Origin of the sequence: Hyalangium gracile (assembly GCF_020103725.1) — a bacterium.
Lineage (GTDB): Bacteria > Myxococcota > Myxococcia > Myxococcales > Myxococcaceae > Hyalangium > Hyalangium gracile.
This window is the reverse complement of record NZ_JAHXBG010000001.1, coordinates 775321-792369: the sequence shown is the minus strand read 5'-3', so window position 1 is coordinate 792369 and position 17049 is coordinate 775321. Positions and strand designations below refer to the sequence as shown.

The following is a 17049-nucleotide window of genomic DNA, read 5'->3' as shown; positions in this document are numbered from 1 at the left end:
CTTCTTGGAGTGTAGGACGGCGGTCTGACACTCCGTCCCACCCCGCACGTTGCGCGCGTTTGGTGCGGCGAACGGGCGGCGCTTGCGGCATGGTGCGCCCCACGCAGGGCGAGGAACTCCCACTTATGACGACCGACACGCTGGACACTCAGTGCATCAACACGCTGCGCACCCTGGCCATGGACGCGGTGGAGAAGGCCCACTCCGGGCACCCGGGCGCGCCCATGGCGCTGGCTCCCGTCGCCTATCAGCTCTGGCAGCAGGAGCTGCGGTATGACCCGGCCAGCCCCAGCTGGCCCAACCGCGACAGGTTCATCCTCTCCAACGGCCACGCCTCCATGCTGCTGTACGGGCTGCTGCACCTGGCCGGTGTGCGGCGCGTGAACCGGGACTCCGGCGTGGAGGACGTGCCGGCCGTGTCCATGGAGGACCTCCAGAAGTTCCGCCAGCTCGATAGCGTCACGCCGGGCCACCCCGAGTACCGGTGGACCTCGGGTGTGGAGACCACCACGGGCCCGCTGGGCCAGGGCGTGGCCAACAGCGTAGGCATGGCCATCGCGTCGCGGTGGCTGGCCTCCCACTTCAACCGCCCCGGCTTCACCCTGTTCGACTACGACGTGTGGGCCATCTGCGGTGACGGGGACATGATGGAGGGCGTGGCCAGCGAGGCCGCCTCCACCGCCGGGCACCTGCAGCTGCCCAACCTGTGCTGGATCTACGACGCGAACCGCATCTCCATCGACGGCAGCACGGACCTGGCCTTCACCGAGGACGTGGGCCGGCGCTTCGAGGCCTATGGCTGGCGCGTGCTCCACGTGGCGGACGCGAATGATTTGAAGGCGCTCGAGGGCGCTTACCGCTCCTTCAAGGAGCAGCGCGGCAAGCCCACGCTCATCGTCGTCCGCAGCCACATCGGCTTCGGGGCGCCGAAGAAGCAGGGCACGGCGTCCGCGCACGGCGAGCCGCTGGGCGCCGAGGAGATCAAGGGCGCCAAGAAGGCCTATGGCTGGCCCGAGGATGCGCAGTTCCTGGTGCCCGACGGCGTGCGCGAGCGCTTCCAGGAGCGGATGGGCGCGCGCGGCAAGCAGCTCCGGGAGGCGTGGGAGAAGACGCTCGGCGAGTACCGCAAGCAGCACCCGGAGCTGGCGGACCAGCTCGACCGCATGCAGCGCTTCGCCCTGCCCGAGGGCTGGGACAAGGAGCTGCCCTCCTTCCCCGCGGATGCCAAAGGCCTGGCCACCCGCGAGTCGAGCGGCAAGGTGCTCAACGCCCTGGCGAAGAACTACCCGTGGCTGGTGGGCGGCTCGGCGGACCTCAACCCGTCCACGAAGACGTACATCACGACCTCGGGGCCGATGAAGCCGGGGGACCTGGCCGGGCGCAACATCCACTTCGGTGTGCGCGAGCACGCCATGGGCTCCATCGTGAACGGGCTGGCGCTGAGCAAGGTGCGCCCCTACGGCGCCACGTTCCTCATCTTCAGCGACTACCAGCGCCCGGCCATCCGGCTCTCCGCCATCATGGAGGTGCCCGCCATCCACATCTTCACCCATGACTCCATCGGCCTGGGCGAGGACGGGCCCACGCACCAGCCGGTGGAGCAGCTGTCCGGGCTGCGCTCCATCCCGGGCCTCATCGTCCTGCGGCCGGCGGACGCCAACGAGGTGACGGAGGCCTGGCGCGTCATCGCCCAGCAGACGCACCACCCGGTGGCGCTGGTGCTCACGCGCCAGGCGGTGCCCACGCTGGACCGCACGAAGTACGCGCCGGCCTCGGGGCTGGCCAAGGGCGCGTATGTGCTCGCCGACAGCGAGAAGGAGCCGGATGTCATCCTCATCGGCACTGGCAGCGAGGTGTCGCTGTGCCTGGAGGCCGCTGAGAAGCTCAAGGCCGAAGGCGTGAAGGCGCGCGTGGTGAGCATGCCCTCGTGGGAGCTCTTCGAGCAGCAGGACGAGAGCTATAAGGACTCCGTGCTGCTGCCCTCGGTGCGCGCGCGTGTGGCGGTGGAGCAGGCCGCGGCGTTCGGATGGGAGCGCTGGGTGGGGCTGAGCGGCTCGGTGATTGGCATGCGCACCTTCGGAGCGTCCGCGCCGCTCAAGTCCCTGCTCCAGAAGTTCGGCTTCACCGTGGACAACGTGGTGAAGGTGGCGAAGGAGACGATCGCCAAGGCGCGGCGGTAGCGCCGCGCTCGTCTGGCCTCGCGGTCCGTGGACGTCTCGGACGACACGGGCCGCGTCAGGCCCTTGCGCCGGTCAAGGTGACTTCGGCCCTGCGCTTCAGGTTCAACATCTGCTTGCGCATCATCACGAAGTCCGCGGGCTCGATGGCCAGGAACAGGAGCAGCCCCAGCAGGTTGAAGTCGTACACGCACCGGAGGCGCTCGATGAGCCGGCAGCGTCCCGGCCCGATGGGCTCGATCAGGAAAGTCCAGCTCGTCCGGATTCGGCCTCTCGGGTCTCGTGTCAGCAGCACCAGCGAGCGCTGAGGCTCCACCGCCGCGACGACGAACCCACTCGCGATGGGCGTCAGCCTGTCTCCTACCTGGAGGTTCTGCAGCTCCGGGAGGATGTTCCTCGCGCTGGGCGCCCCGAGGTTGTCGAGCCAGTCGTACGAGTACCACCCTCCTCGGTGGTAGCCCATCTGCACCAGCCAGGGCCAGATGGCCTCGGGCCGAGCTTCGACGGTGATGGCGCGCGTCGTGTCCAGGTGCGGATGGGGCACCAGCTCATCCCCTGGCATGGACTGCTGGACCTCCGCGCTCGTCGCGCCCCACCGCAGGTGCCAGCTCCGGATGAACAGCGCGTAGGCCCAGGAGGACAACGCGAGCAGCGGCCCTCCCACGCGAAGCATCCGGGCCGACGGCTTGCGGATTCCACGCGCGAGCCAGCTCAGTCCCAGCGCCGCCACGTTCAGGCCCAGCGTGACGCCCACCACCGGCCAGCGCTTGCCTTGCTCCCTGCGGCTCACCCGCTCGGGTGCTGGCCAGAGCCGCCGCGCGCGCTCTGCCTCATGCTGAACCGTCGTCTCCATTCCCACCTCCGCGAAGCTCCGCCAGAAGGTGGGCACCTGGGCTCGATGGGCCTATCCGCCCCCGGGATGGAGCCGAGCAGGAGAGCGAGCCCTCCTCATGTACGCGAGCTCCGCGGCAGCTTGCGCACGCGCTGCTTGCCGCCAGCTTCGCCGTCCCCTCCGGCGGCGCTGCTCCAAAAGCCGTCCCTCAATCCGTCGTCTGTGGGACGGTGATAGAGTCCTCTCATGGCCCGACTGCTCCTCGTTCTCTTGGTGCTGTCTGTTCCTTGGATTGCCGTGGCTGACGTTCCTCCGCCGCCAGCACAGCCGACGAACACTGAAGGGGGCCAAGCATCCGCGCCCGCGACCTCTGAGACCACTCCGGGGACAAAGCCGCCTGGGAGCGACACCACTCAGTCCAACCCTCCTCCGAAGAAGAAGAAGAAGGAACGAGTTCGTGGAGATGCGCAAACCGCTGGCACCAGCGGACAGGGCGGAGGGATGGCGCCACGGTGACGGCATCTTCGTGCCCTGATCCAACCTGCTGAAGATTGAGGAGAAGGAGCGGTGCGCGCCCCGCCGCCCCTCCTCCCTGAGGACTTGAAGCTCCGGACTCAGATTACGATTGTCACGTTCGACGGCGCTGCCTCAACGAAGCCCAGCAGCGTGGTTGATGTGAACTTCGAAGCGTGGATCGTGATGTGCACCCCGCGTTCGGCTGCTTCTTTCACGAGTTCCAACACGCTAGCCGACGTGAACCCGGCCGCTTCCGTGATCTCAAGATTTGCACCTGCCTTTATGAGTCCTAGCGCGCTCTTGCTGGTTATCGACATGCTCTCTCCCTTTGGTCCCTACACAGCGACTGTATCCGGCGAGCCGGCGAACATCTGCCGCGCGTGAGCCTGGCGGCCATCAGCACGCCCACCTTTCCGGCTGCACCACCGCACCCCGCCCGAGCTGCTGAACACCTCGCCCATGACAGAGAGCGCCATGGCCTTCAGCACGCTGCGCACCTGCTCGCCTGCCGATATGCTCACCGGGCTTGATACGGGGATGCATACCCATGGATGACGCGCATTACCTGGACTGGCTCAAGCACGATCTGGTGCCGCAGTTGGGCCTTCGTGGCGGCAGCGGAAGGCTTTCTGGTTGGACCGTCAGCGTGCGGCCCGGTGGAATCGGTCTGGGTTTCGTCGGCCTGACGGACCTCAGCATGCGTGTCCAACTCCACGACATGAAGGGCGCCTCCGCCAAGACATGGCCGCAAGTCGTGGCCCAGCCACCCTCATGCCTCCAAGGGCTGGCCTCCGAAGTGCGGCTCCGTTTCGAGGTGGGGCCTCGGGGCGCTCGCGACCGGGGTCCGCGGAACGGCCTGCTGCGGCAGGCGTGAACTTTTCCGGAGCGCGCAGTCCGATGCCCCCTCCCGGCGCTGACTCCGAGCCAACTGGTATGACAAGCAGACCGGTTCGGCAGGACTGCGACCGGAGTCCCTGGCTTCCGCCCTGCGCCCCCATGTCGCCCTACGTGGTTCTCGCCGGTATAGAAGGCTGAATCCCCATCACGCGGTCCTCCTTTTCATAGGGGCTCCTGATGCCCGCGACGCTGCGCATCCTCCACATCTCAGACCTGCATGCGATCCTCGGGCGCCATGCCTGGCGGGTGCAGCGCGTGCTCGGCGACGCATGGAAGCGCAACCTCGACGAGCTGCTCGAGGATGGCCAGTTCGACCTCGTGTGCTTCACCGGAGATGTGGCCCACGGCGGAAAGGCGGAGGAGTACGCCCTGGCCCAGTCCCTCCTCACCCAGTTGCTCGAACCTCTCGGGCTCTCCATGGACCGGCTCTTCGTCGTCCCGGGCAACCATGACATCGACCGCGACCTGGGGAAGGCCGCGTGGGAGATGCTCCGCAAGAACCTTGGCCGCACCGACCCCGGCGCCCTGGCCCAATGGATGGCCGAGGACAGGCCTCCCCTGGGTTATGAGAAAGGACAGCGGGAGCTGCTCCTCTCCAGGCAGGCCGCGTACCGCGAATGGGTGGGCAAGACCCTCAAGCGACCCGAGCTGCTTCCTGAGAACTCTCCCCACGGTACCCTCGGCTTCCGAAGCACGCTCCGGTTGCCCGGCCTTCCCGACATCCACGTCATCGGCCTCGACTCGGCCTGGGCCGCTGGTGACGACCACGACTCGGGCAAGCTCCTGCTCACCGTCGATCAGGTCGGTGCCCTGACGACCGGCTCGGATGGCAAGCCGCTCTCCGGCTTCCGGCTTGCGCTCGTCCACCATCCCCTCACAGATCTCTTCGACGAGAAGCACGTCTCCCAGCTCCTCGCTGACAACGTGGATCTGCTCCTGCGCGGGCACCTCCATGAGACCTCTGTCGAGACGCTGATGGAGCCGGGTCGCCTCTCTCGACAGCTCGCCGCGGGCAGCCTCTACGCCAGTGACCGCTGGCCCAACGCCTGCCATGCCATCACGGTCCACTTTGACGAGCGGGGTCGCCCCTCTCGGTACGCGCTGCGCTTCAGGACCTGGTCTCCCAATGGGCACTGGTTCGATGACGGTGGCGTCTACCCCGAGGCCCGTGGCGGGCGGCTGTCCTGGCCTCCCGATTCCCCTGCTCCCCTCCCTTCAAAGGATACTCGGCCCCCACCGCTCGTCTTCATTGGCCGCGACGCGGAGCTGAGCCGGATGGCTCGCTGTGTGCTGCCCGAGGACAAGCGGCCTCCGGTCCCTGTGTCCATCCAGGGCATGCCGGGTCTCGGGAAGACCACCCTCGCCGAGCACTTCTTCGCGCTCCACGAACAGCACTTCCCGGGAGGACTGCTGCGCCTGGTGCTCGACCCCCAAGCGCCGCTGCGAGCGGTTCAGCTCCTTCAGCAGCTCGCCGAGCGGCTCGGGCTCCTTGTCGGCCTGGAGAGGTTGGCCGAGAGGATCCGCGAGCACCTGCACGACTCCAGGGTGCTGTTGCTGGTGGAGAACGTGGACTCCGAGCCCGCCGCCGAGCAGAGCGTGGCACTGGTGCGGCAGCTGCGCGGCTGCCCATTGCTGCTCACCGGGCGCCTGATGGGACTCGGGGGTGCGGCTGGATGGGAGGTGATCGAGGTACCGCTCTTTGCGGAAACTCAGGCACTCGAGCAGCTCGACGCTGAGTGGCGGACAGCCCAGCCCTCCGAGCTACCACAGCGCAAGGAACTGGCACGGGAGCTCGGCTACCTGCCCCTGGCGCTGCACCTGGCGGCAGGCTACTTGCGCATCGGCGGGCTCGACGCCTCCAGCTTCCTCAACGAGCTGCGAGCCCAGAAGCTCAGCCTCGCCCCCCGCGACAAGGCCGACCGCCTGCTGGATGGGACTCATGGCCGGGAGCGCGCGGTGCTGGCCAGCACCTTCGAGCTTTCACTTCGGCTGCTGCGCAAGCAGCTGGGGGCTGATGCGGAGCGGATGCTCTCCGGTCTGGAAGCCCTGGGGCATGCGCCGGTCAGCGGCTTCGGGACCCGCTTGGGGGCTGCCGTGGCCGGCCTGTCGGAGGAAGAGCTCCGCAAGCTCCTGCACAATGCACTTCTGCTCTCTCTTCTCTCCCAGATACCGCACACGGAGCGGCCGGATGGGGCGTGGCGCATCCACCCACTCGTGGCGGAGTTTCTCCGACACCAGCCCGCAGCAACCGCAGGCTTTGCTCGTCTGAGCGAATGGTTCCTGACGAGATTGCCTGAGCTTGAGCCCGGTCGGGAGCAGGAGCAGGGTCAGTCCTGGAAAGAGCTACACCAGGAGACCGCGGCACTCGTGGAGTGGTTGGCGCGGGTTCCCCAAGAGGACCTCGTCGAAGTCGAGCGAGCAGGCACTGACTACGCTCGCCAGAATGGCCCCTACGCGGCGTGGATCGCCTTCTGCGAGCGTGCTCTGAAGTCTTCCCCCTCGGATGATGCTCGGTCCAATCTTCTGTGGACGCTCGGCCTGGTGTCCTACCAGGGTGGTGCACTCGACCGTGGACTGAGCGCCGCAGAGGAGAAGATCCGACTCGATGAGGGACGGAAAGACGAGCGAGAAGTCGCGCTCGCCTCCGGGATGCGTGCCGACATTCTCCAGGCCCGCGGCCAGCTCGACGAGGCCCTGCGCATCCGTCGCGAAGAGGAGCTTCCCGTCTACGGATTGCCGACATTCTCCAGGCCCGCGGCCAGCTCGACGAGGCCCTGCGCATCCGTCGCGAAGAGCAGCTTCCCGTCTTCGAGAAGCTGGGCGACGTCCGCTCATTGCTCGTAGCGCGTGCCAACCTGGCCCTTCTTTTTCTCGCACGCAACCATGAGGGTGACCGCCAGCAGGCTACCGACTTGCTCCACCTAGCCCTGAAGAAGGCCGAGGAACTCCGCATTCCGGAGGCCGAGCAGGTCCGGTCCATTCTCGAGGAGATAAGCCAGACTTCATCCACCTGAGTCTTTCTATTCTACCTCGGCTGCGAGGTCGCGGGACGCGGTAGGCCGAGAAGCGGGCGATAGCAGCGTCCTTCCCACTCGTACTCTCCCTCCCCACAGGGAGGCGTTGAAACCTCCGGACGTCCCCAGCAGCCCTTGTTGATCACCACCGCTCCCCGCTGCTTGCACGGTGGCCTTGCCTGCCCCGGCAGTGGATCCTTGGGTACCTCCTCTCCAAGTCCCTGCCACCCGGGCTCGGGCAGCTCCTCGCTCACGCTCACCGCGAGCAACTCCGTCGCCAGTGAGGTGCCCGCATCCGCGCTCCCCTCTTCCCATCCCGGAGGCCCCTCCTCCTCCAGCAACCGCGGTGGCGCTTGCTCCCCAGTGTCTCTCTGCCCTCTGAGCACCAGGGCCGTCGTGAGCCCCACTGTCAGCGCCAGCCCCGCCGCCACGCTCAGCCAGGACCACCTCTCCCGCCCAGGACCCGATGAGCCACACTTGCTCTGGCGCCCTCCTGGAACCCGCTGGGCCCTCCGGCGGATGGGCTGATCCGCCTCGGGCCCGCTCCTCTCCACCGCCTCCTCCATCACCTCGGCCACCCGGCCCGCGCTCCCTCGCGTCGCCGGCTCCTCCGAGAGCAACTGGCGGATCATCCCCGCCAACTCCGGACTCATCGTCGCCCACTTCTCCGGTGGCTCGGAGCCTATCGTCGGAATCGTCGGGTCCTCCTTCACCTGCTCGCCTGGCACCGGCGGCGGTGGGTACGCGCCCGTCACCAGCCGGTAGGCTGTGACTCCCAAGGCGTAGAGATCATCCGCTGGTCCTGGCTCGTAGCGAACTCCCGCCGTCCTCCAGTAGCGCTCCTGGAAGCGCAGCGCCTCGGGACTGCGATAGCCCGGCGTCCCCGGTGGCAACACTTCTCGCGTGAGCGTGGGTGCACCGCGGAAGTCCCCGGCTCCGAAGTCCAGCAGCATGAGATGCGAGTCTTCTGGCCGCACCAGCATGTTGTCTCCCTTGACGTCGCGGTGGACCGCCTCCACGGCATGCGTCGCCTCCAACGCCCTGGCCGCGGACGCCAGCACCCTCAGCACCTGCCTCGAGCTGAGCTCCCGCCCTCGCCCCCAATCATACAGGGACACCCCTTCGAACCACTCCATCACCAAGTACGGAAAACGGCCCGCCGGGTGCTCCCACCACCCCGTGTCGTAGAGCCTCGGCACATGCGCGTGCCGCACTCGACGCAGCAGCTCCGCCTCTCTCAGGAAGCGGGCATCCATCGCTTGCAGCGCGAGCTTGAGCGCGAACGGGCCCGCCCCAGGTCTCCCCACCGGCTCGGCCCGGTACACCGTGCCGTACCCTCCCCAGCTGCGCAGCTCGAGCAGCCTCCAGGCCCCCACCTCCGTCATCGCCGATGGGGGTCGAACCGGTTCGGGCGCTTCCTCCTTCGCCATGGGTTCCTCGCTGCCGTTGCAAATGTCCGGCAAGCCCGGCACTCTACCCGACAGGTGGGTCTGCCGAGCCAGCACCCTCCGAGGAGCCTCTCCGGCTTCCTCCCTCCCAAGCCGTGACAGCCGACCCGTCGAGTCCAGGGGCTGTCTCCTCGCCCAGGCCGACCCCCAAGGTGGGATGTGGCCCATCAGGGCCTACAGGTTGGAATGGCTTGCCATCGCCCCACGTTCCAGGTAGTGAATCGGACGTCTGCCCCCACGCGTCGGCCAGGTGTCCGAGATGCTAAGAGATCTGCTGCTCCCAGGACGCGAGGGCGAGGCACTGGCTCGGGTGCTCAGCTGGGTCGCGTCTCCCCTCGAGCAGACCGCGGCGGAGCCCCTCGCTGGAACCCTGGAGCGGCTCCAGCTCCTGTGGCGCGCCGCCGAGGAGGACCTGCTGGCAGCCAGGATCATGCTCCTGGACACCACGCCCCTGCCCGTCCTGGACGCCTCCCACGCCCAGCGCCCAAGGCGCGGCTCCCTCTGGCGCTACATCGGCGACGAGCAGACCGCGCTCTACCGCTACTCCCCCCTCGCCGAGAACCTCGAGCAACAGGGACCGGAGCCCCTGCTCTCCAGGCGCAAGGGCTATGTCGTCGCCAGCGGCCCCAGCCGCTTCGAGACAGCCTTGCTACGGCAGGGCATCATCCCCTGCGGCTGCAACCTGCTGCCTCGCCGCCTCTTCCTCGAGGCCCAGGAGCGCGGCGATTTGCGCTCGCGCATGCCCGTGGCCACCTTCCAGCACCTGTATGCCGTGGAGGCGGACCTCCGCGAGAAGTCTCCCGAGGTCCGCCGCGCCAGGCGCCAGGAGCTGAGCAAGCCCGCCTATGATGATCTGGTGGGCTGGTGCATGCGCTGGCTGCCGGATGAACCGCCCTCCTCGGCGCTGGGGCAGGCCATCCATCATGTGCTCGACAACGAGTCGTCGCTGCGCCGCTTCCTCTACGATGGCCTCGTCCCCATCGACACCGCCAGCTTCGAGCGGCTCCGGGGGCACGAGGCGCTCGTGCGCGAGGCGCCCCTGCTCGCCAGCAGTGACGCGGGTGCCCAACGGGCCGCCTGCCTCTTCACCCTGGTGAGCTGCTGCCAGCTGGCCGGCGTCGAGCCCGTCGAGTATCTGCTCGACGTCCTGCCTCGCCTGTCCCCGGCCATGCCCCAGGCCGAGCTCGTCCATCTGCTGCCTTCTCGCTGGCGCGTCTCGCCGAGACGGGCGCTCACGGGCCTGGGGCTCGGATCCTCCTGAGCCCCTCGCCGCAGAACCATTCGCTCGTACTCAGCGCCTGGTACAGCGCCGTCTGCCAGGAGTTCGGCTCCGCCGCCGCGCGGCTCGCCGCCTCGTCCTTCAGGTAGGCGCGCACCTTCTTCGCCCCGCCCTTCTTCTGCAGCCACAGCAGCCCATGCCGCAGGTTCACCAGCTCCACCCCCGCGTGCACCGCGTAGAGCTTGCCCAGCTGGTACGTCTTGAAGTGGTGCCTCACCCGCGCTCCCCGCTCCTCCGGCCAGCTCTCCGGAGGCTGCACCGAGAAGCGCACGCTGGGCGGCGTCCCCTCGATGAGCTCGGCGTGCAGCCACGGCTCCTGCCCGAAGTCATCGAAGTACGGGTGGAACGTCTGCTCCCTCGCCGTCCTCGGACGCTGGTCTCGCTTCGCCTGGTTGCAGTTGAGGCACGCCGGGACCAGGTTGTCGGGCGTCACGGCGAGCGACGGGAACTTCGAGCGCGGCAGGTGGTGATCCAACGTCGACACCGTCCGCTGTCCGCACAAGGGGCAGATACCGCGCGCCAGCAGCATCAACCTGTCGTAGGTGGCTCGCCCAGGCGAGCCGCGCCGCGCCATCCTCCCATCGTAGAGGTCGGACATCTCCGCCTTCGTCACCACCCCCGCGACATCCTCCTCCTCTTCCAGGGTGTAGAGCGCTCCCGCCCTCGCGGCGGCCTCGAACGCCTTGGCGGCCGCCTCGATGTCCGGCCTCACACGCAGGAAGCGCTCCCTCAACCCCAGCTCCGCCACGCCCTCCACGCACTCGAGGAAGACGGTCGCCGGTGCCTCCTTGGGCCTGGAGAGCTTACGCATGGCTGGCTCAGGCGGCGTCTTCGGGGGGAGCGGAGTCGCTCTCCGCGCTCAGCCCGCGCGCGATGACTCGCGCCTCGGTGCCGAGCTGCCTCCCGAAGCGCTCCAGGACGGCCTCGTAGGCTCCTCCTGTCTCGGCCACCGCCTCCTCCAGCAGCCTGTGGAAGCCGGCGTGCGTCACCTCCAGCCCGAAGACTTCGCGCGTGAGGATGCCCACGTTCTCCCCGAACGTCTCGATGCCCGGCCTGTCCGCGCGCACCTCGGCGCCAGAGCGCTGGAGGATCCACACGCACGTGCGCGGCGCCTCCTGGAGCACCACTGGCGAGTGCGTCGCGATGATGGCGACACCGTTGCGCTGCATGAGCAGGTCCGACAGGCTGCGCACGAACGCCGCGAGCAGCGGCGGGTGCAGGTGCGCCTCGGGCTCGTCGATCAACACCAGCGTGCGCTCATCCACCGTCTCCACCAGCCGGGTGAGCGTCAGCAGCACTATCTTGTGCCCCGCGCTCAGCCGCTCGTAGAGCCGCTTCGCTCGGCTCCGCCACCCGGCGCCCTCGCCCTCCGAGCGCCCTGCCTCGCCCACGTCGGCGTCACTCCGCGCGAGCGCTGTCACGTCCTCGTCCTTGAAGAGGGGATCAGCCTCCAGCGTCTCCAGCGCCCGGCGCCAGCGCAGCGCGCGGGCACCGGAGCGGCACCTGCCGACGCTCGCCACGAAGTCGTCCGTCAGCTCATCCACCGTCTTGGGCGGCAGCTTCTGCCCATCCCCGGCTCCGGCGGGAGCCCGCTTCAGCCCCACGTACGTGTAGCCCATCGCGTGAGGCTCGGGCAGCGGGCCGAAGGGATCGAACGCGCTGAACGTGACGGAGACCAGGTTGGCGAAGAGCCCCGCGCGCCGCTCCTCCTCCAGGGACTCGAAGGCACCTACCTGGGCCGCCTCCGGGCGCTGCTCCACCAGCGAGCGCGTCATGCTGTTCAGGCAGCGCGTCTTGCCGACTCCATTCCTGCCGATCAGCGCGTGGATGTTCGTGGGTGGCCGGGAGCGCGGGCTCACCTCGAAGGACAGCGAGAGCGGCGGCGTGTCCGCTCCCTCGGGCCTCGGGAACGTGTAGGCGAACTTGAAGCCCATGAGCCGCACGTCGCCCCGGGCGAGCCGATGGAAGCGCCCGAGCACCGTCTCCTCGCGGATGAAGCGCAGCAGCGACTTGCCCATCACCGGCTCGTGGCGCGCGCGCTCGTACAAGGAGGGCTCGTCGGCCACGTCCCTCAGGCCCTCGAGGATGCGGCGCCCCAGGCCGCCCTCGAGCTGGCTGAGCGTCTCGTAGTAGTTCTCGTCCTGCCCCAGGGAGAAGAACCGCTCGTCCAGGCTGTCGAAGTCGTCCGGGAGCGCCGGTGAGCGCTGGCTCTCCATCCCGAACTGGCCGATCTTCACCGCCCCGACGTCATGGCGTGCCCCGTTCATGTCGAAGACGACCAGCAGGAACGTCGTCTCGAACTCGAACCGGTCGTCCCACTTCTCCCGGATCAGCAAGGCCCTCTCCCGCTGAGCCGGGGCCACCTCGGTGCTGGCTGGAACGACGCTGAAGAGCATTCCGCGTGCCTCACCTCGGATACAGGGCGCGCAGCGGAGTACCTCAATTCAGGCAGGCGTTAGAGAACTCACCAAGTGACTCTCGCGGGGGTAACGCATGCGGTTGGCCCTCGTCACTCCTCCTCGCGCACCTGCGTGCCCTCCACCTCCGTGGCTCCCAGGTGCTTCACCAGTCGCACCGGCTCGTAGCCCGTGTGCCGCGAGATGGCTTCCGCCAGCGGCTCCGCGTGCGTCGTCACCCAGATCTGGCTGTGCTTCGCCGCTTCCACGATCAGCCTCGACAGCGGGCCCAGCAGGTCCGGGTGCAGGCTCGTCTCCGGCTCGTTCAAGGCCACGAATGGCGGCGGGCGCGGGCTCAGCAGCGCCGCCAGCAGGCACAGGTATCTCAACGTCCCGTCCGACAGCTCGCTCGCCGCCATCGGTCGGTTCAACCCCGGCATCCGCATCGACAGGCTGAAGCGCCCCTGCGGCGCCTCCACCGCCAGCTCCGCTCCCGGGAATGCGTCGTCGATCGCCTTCGCCAGCCCTCGCTTGTCCCCAATCTCCCGGATCGTCCCCAACGCCGCCGCCAGGTCCCTCCCGTCGTGCGTCAGCGCCGTCGTCCTCACGCCTATCTGCGGCTGCCTCGCCGGGGCCTCCAGGTCCGTCCGGAACTGGTGGTAGAAGCGCCAGGCCCTGAGCGTCCTCTGCACCTCCGACAACCTCGGGAAGCGCTGCGGCTCCGCCAGCTGATCCAGCACCGACTCCGCGCTCCACAGCTGCGTGGGGAACGTCACCCGCTTCCCCTCCGAATCCCTCAGGAACGCCGTCCGGTCCTTGCGCTCCATCAGCACCGCGCGCCGCCCTCCCGCCAGCGCCCACAGGTGCTCCTCCTTCACCTCCGGATCCAACAGGAACAGTGTCGCCGGCTCTGACGGATCCTTCGGCACGATGCCGCAGCTCAGCTCGTACGCCAGCTCGTCATCCAGCGTCACCCCGATGGTCATCCGCACCGGCTTCTTGTGCTCTCGCGGCCCCGCCCACACCACGCTCGGCGTGCCGCCCTCCTCCGCCAGCGTCCTCGCCAGCCTCCCCTCCGCCGCCGCCTGCAGCAGGTACAGCGCTCGGTACAGGTTCGTCTTCCCGCTCCCGTTCGGCCCCACCACCACCGTCACCGGATGCACCGGCAACTCGAGGCTCCTCACCGAGCGGTACCCCGCTATCTCCAGCCGCGTCACCGTCATCGCCTTCAGACCGTAGCCGAGGACGCTTCCTTCGGGGATCTCGGATCCATCACCCTCCCCAGGAACAACAACGCCCCCGTCCCCAGGTGCCGGATCAGGAACAGGAAGGGGCGGTTCACCACCACACTCGGCGGCACTCCTCCGACGTGGAACACCTGCGTCACCGCCGCCGCCTCCGTTCCCTTCTCGTCCACCGTGAGGGTCGCGTCGTGCAGCAGCCCTCCCGCCAGCGGCTCCCGCCGCGGCGTCATCCCCGTCAGGTCCACGTCCGGCTCGAACAGCGCCCCGAGCCCCAGCCGCTCCGCCAGCGCCGACACTTCCACCCGCTGATCGAAGCCGAAGCGCGGCAGCTTCAGCACGAACTCCCCCGGTGTCACCTGCCGTAGCAGTCGCTCCAGCCACGCCCGGCTCAGCAGCCGCTCGATGCGCTCGAAGACTCCCACCTCCGGCAGCAGCACCACCATCGAGGCCTCTCCGTCTCGGTACGGCAGCTCGATGAGCTGCCACCCCGCTCCACTCGCGTAGCCGAAGCGGCCCTGGCGGCTCATCATCGGCGCCTCCACCTGCTGCCCGTCGAGCAGGTGAAACGGCTCCTCCTTCGTGCTGTCGTAGAAGGGCTGCTCCCAGCGCGAACGGAAGTACACCGCGTTCGCCATCACGTACCGCGTCGCCTCCGTCAGCTGGCCCGCCGAGACGATTGTCGGAATGCGTCCCCGCGTGTGCTCCCGGGCCCAGCCGTTGATGGTGGCCACCGCCGCCTCCAGCCCCCGCCCGAAGTCCACCGCCGTGGGCTTCACGCCGAACCCCTCCGCCAGCTCCGCCAGGTACTCCGCTCGCAGCGGGTAGCCCTCCTGCGGCCAGAACCCGTTCGCCGACACCAGCGTGAACCCCTCGTCCCCCTCCTTTATATGCGGGGAGGTTTCCTGGCGTGTAGGGCCGTGTAGTTGATGGGCCAGTGCGCTCAGCGCCGCGGGCAGTCGCTCGGGCTCCATGGGCCAGTGCAGTGCTCGCCCCAGCTCGGCCTCCGTGCGCGCCCTCGCGCCGCGCAGCACCATGGCCAGCAGCGTGAAGAGCGACAGCGGTGAGAAGACTCGGTTGCCCGTGCCCTCCCTCAGCACCGCGTAGAGCTCGAGGCCCAGCTCGTGGATGGCGCGGACCGCCTGCTCCGTCGCACCCGTGGCCTCTCGCGGCGCTTCCTCCTCGCGCGCCGCTCCGTGGATCCGCAGCGCGGACTCCACCGCCTCGCGCACCTTCGGCTCCGGGTCCTCGCGATGCGCCTCCGCGAGCCGCACCAGCTCGGCGTCCACCTCGCCGAAGTCGCACAGCGCCCAGGCCGCCGCCTCTCGCACCGGCGCCTCCTCCGCCTGGAGCCCCGCCTTCAGTGCCTTCCGTGCGCCCTCGTCGAGCTTCCCGCCGCTCACCACTCCGAGCACCGAGAGCACCGCCACTCGCGACTCGCGCCCGAGCCTGGGCCACCGGACCGTGAGCCTCTTCCCCACCGCTGCCGCCCGGCTCCCCAGGGTCCGCAGCTCGCTGGCCGCTGTCTCCCGCTCCTCCTCCTCCGCGGACTCCATCCGGTTCGCCAGCTGCTCCAGGGCCTCCGCCGTCGGCCGCCCCAGCACCTTCAGGGCCTCCACGGCCGCGCGCCGCAGCACCGGATCCTCCTCCCGCGTGAAGGCCTCGATGCGCTCGATGAGCTCCGGGCGCTCGCCCACCGCGCGCCACAGGTACCTGTGCTCCGGAGCGCACTCCCTCGGCTCCAGCTCCGCCAGTCCCCGCACCAGCTCGCGCAGCGCGGCATCCTTCTCCGGCTTCAGCCTCGCGAGCACTCCCCGCAGCTGCTGCCGGCGCCACTTGCTGGCTCTCGGAGGGCTGGAGCTCGAGAGGATGGCGCACAGCTGCTCCTCCAGCTCCGCCCGCGCCGTGCCCAGCTTCTCGAGCGTCTCCGCCACCACCGTCTGGAGTCCCTCGCCGCAGGCCGGCAGCATCTCCAGCAGCACGGGCACCGCCTCCTCCGCGAGCGGCCCGAGCATCCCCAGCGCCGTCACCGCCTCGTGCTTCAGCAGCGGCTCGTCCCCCAGGCCCGTCACCATGTCCCCCCGCTGCTGGAACGTGTCATCCGGCCGCTCCAGCAGCCGGATCAGCCGGGGCACCACCGCGCGCTCGCGCAAGGAGGCCAACGCGAGCGCCACCTGCCCGCGCACCTCCTCCGCGAGCCGCTCGTCCTCCAGCGCCTCGAGCAGCCTCGGGACGAGCGCCTCCGTCCTCGCCCCACGCTTGCCCAGCCCTTGCGCCGCCTGCGCCCCCACTCGCGGGCTCGCGTCCGCCAGCGCCTCGAACAACGCGTCCGCCACCTCCGGGTGCGTGGGGGACAGCTCGCCCAGCACCTCCGCCGCGCTCTCGCGCACCGAGTCATCCGCATCGGACTTCAAGGCCTCGAGCAGCGCGGGGATCGCCTCCCGACGCAGCCCGTACTCCCGGAGGCACCGGATGGCGTTGCCTCGCTGGCGCGGCGCCTCCGCCCTCCGCGCCGCATCGAGCGTCACCTCCCAGGCGCCGGGCGTCTCATCCACGCCCAGCAGCTCCGCCGCCAGGTAGCGCACGCGCGCCGAGCCATCCCCCAGCAGCCGCCGCAGCTCCGGCCGCAGCGCATCCCCTCCCATCGCGTTCGCCAGCTCCAGCGCCGCCTCGCGCTCCTCCGGCCGCTCCGAGCACAGGTGCTCGCGCAGCACCTCCGGCCCGAGCCTCGCGGAGAACAGCGCGCTCACGCAGGCGTCGCGCACCTTCGAGTCCGCATCCGCCAGGCCACGCCTCAGCCGGGCAATGGCCTCGGGCCTCTGTCCCGCGTCGATCAGCGCCGCGCCCGCCCACCTCGCCCGCGGATCCGCGCTGTCGAGCAGCTCCAGCGTCCGCGCCGACAACGCGCGCCTCAGGGGGTTCAGCCGACGCCGACCTATCACCTGGTGGAGCAGCTCCACGGCCGCGCCGCGCTCCGGCTCGGGAGCCTCGAGCGCCGCCGCCACCAGCAGCTCGACGCTGGCCGCATCCTTATGGACGTGCCTCGCGTCGCGACCCAGGATTTCCCTCAGCCTGCTGATCGACTCCATGGAAGATCCTGCCATTCTCCGCGCAAGCCGGGTTCCCGGATCTTCCTATGTGGGAGCCAGGAGAGCCAGTCTTCCGGGGTGATAGCGAGCAACCGGGCGTCTCCTACCTCCTTCGCATCCCCTGGCACGGACAGCGCCTTGGCTGTCGTGCTAAACCTGT

11 protein-coding genes are annotated in these 17049 nt (G+C 69.2%); 4 read left to right on the top strand and 7 right to left on the bottom strand.

Annotated features, from left to right (window positions below; genetic code table 11):
• Positions 1–125 precede the first annotated feature (125 nt).
• A complete protein-coding gene (gene tkt / locus KY572_RS03315; protein ID WP_224240665.1) occupies positions 126–2180 on the top strand; it encodes a transketolase in 2055 nt (684 codons plus the stop codon).
• A 55-nt stretch (positions 2181–2235) separates the two neighbouring features.
• On the opposite strand, the gene KY572_RS03310 is transcribed toward tkt, so the two are convergent.
• Positions 2236–3030 carry a hypothetical protein gene (locus KY572_RS03310; RefSeq protein WP_224240664.1) on the bottom strand — a complete coding sequence of 265 codons (795 nt, stop codon included), beginning with the start codon at positions 3028–3030 and terminating at the stop codon, positions 2236–2238.
• Positions 3031–3623: 593 nt separating this feature from the next.
• Positions 3624–3842 (bottom strand): hypothetical protein, encoded by a 219-nt coding sequence (locus tag KY572_RS03305; protein ID WP_224240663.1) that lies wholly within the window; start codon positions 3840–3842, stop codon positions 3624–3626.
• A 230-nt stretch (positions 3843–4072) separates the two neighbouring features.
• Between KY572_RS03305 and KY572_RS03300 the strand changes: the two genes are divergently transcribed.
• Together KY572_RS03300 and KY572_RS03295 are read left to right on the top strand one after the other, a co-directional pair.
• Positions 4073–4399: a hypothetical protein gene (locus KY572_RS03300; protein WP_224240662.1), complete on the top strand. Its 327-nt coding sequence runs from the start codon at positions 4073–4075 to the stop codon at positions 4397–4399.
• Positions 4400–4599: 200 nt separating this feature from the next.
• Complete coding sequence (locus tag KY572_RS03295; RefSeq protein WP_224240661.1) at positions 4600–7266, top strand: metallophosphoesterase; 2667 nt, start codon at positions 4600–4602, stop codon at positions 7264–7266.
• 181 nt (positions 7267–7447) lie between these two features.
• Here the strand turns inward: KY572_RS03295 and KY572_RS03290 are convergent, their stop codons facing one another.
• A complete protein-coding gene (locus KY572_RS03290; RefSeq protein WP_224240660.1) occupies positions 7448–8866 on the bottom strand; it encodes a serine/threonine-protein kinase in 1419 nt (472 codons plus the stop codon).
• Positions 8867–9143: 277 nt separating this feature from the next.
• On the opposite strand from KY572_RS03290, the gene KY572_RS03285 reads away from it, so the two are divergent.
• Complete coding sequence (locus KY572_RS03285) at positions 9144–10145, top strand: IS66 family transposase (protein WP_224240659.1); 1002 nt, start codon at positions 9144–9146, stop codon at positions 10143–10145.
• Here KY572_RS03285 and KY572_RS03280 read toward each other — a convergent pair.
• The 4 genes from KY572_RS03280 to KY572_RS03265 all read right to left on the bottom strand — a co-directional run bounded on the left by KY572_RS03280 (position 10117) and on the right by KY572_RS03265 (position 16889).
• Positions 10117–10974: an HNH endonuclease gene (locus tag KY572_RS03280; protein ID WP_224240658.1), complete on the bottom strand. Its 858-nt coding sequence runs from the start codon at positions 10972–10974 to the stop codon at positions 10117–10119. The genes KY572_RS03285 and KY572_RS03280 overlap by 29 nt on opposite strands.
• A gap of 7 nt (positions 10975–10981) precedes the next feature.
• The gene (locus KY572_RS03275) at positions 10982–12559 is read right to left on the bottom strand and encodes an AAA family ATPase (RefSeq protein WP_224240657.1); all 1578 of its coding nucleotides are present in this window, start codon (positions 12557–12559) and stop codon (positions 10982–10984) included.
• 113 nt (positions 12560–12672) lie between these two features.
• On the bottom strand, positions 12673–13782 hold the full coding sequence (locus tag KY572_RS03270; RefSeq protein ID WP_224240656.1) for an AAA family ATPase: 1110 nt from the start codon (positions 13780–13782) through the stop codon (positions 12673–12675).
• A gap of 5 nt (positions 13783–13787) precedes the next feature.
• Positions 13788–16889: a serpin family protein gene (locus KY572_RS03265; protein WP_224240655.1), complete on the bottom strand. Its 3102-nt coding sequence runs from the start codon at positions 16887–16889 to the stop codon at positions 13788–13790.
• Between the last annotated feature and the right edge of the window lie 160 nt (positions 16890–17049).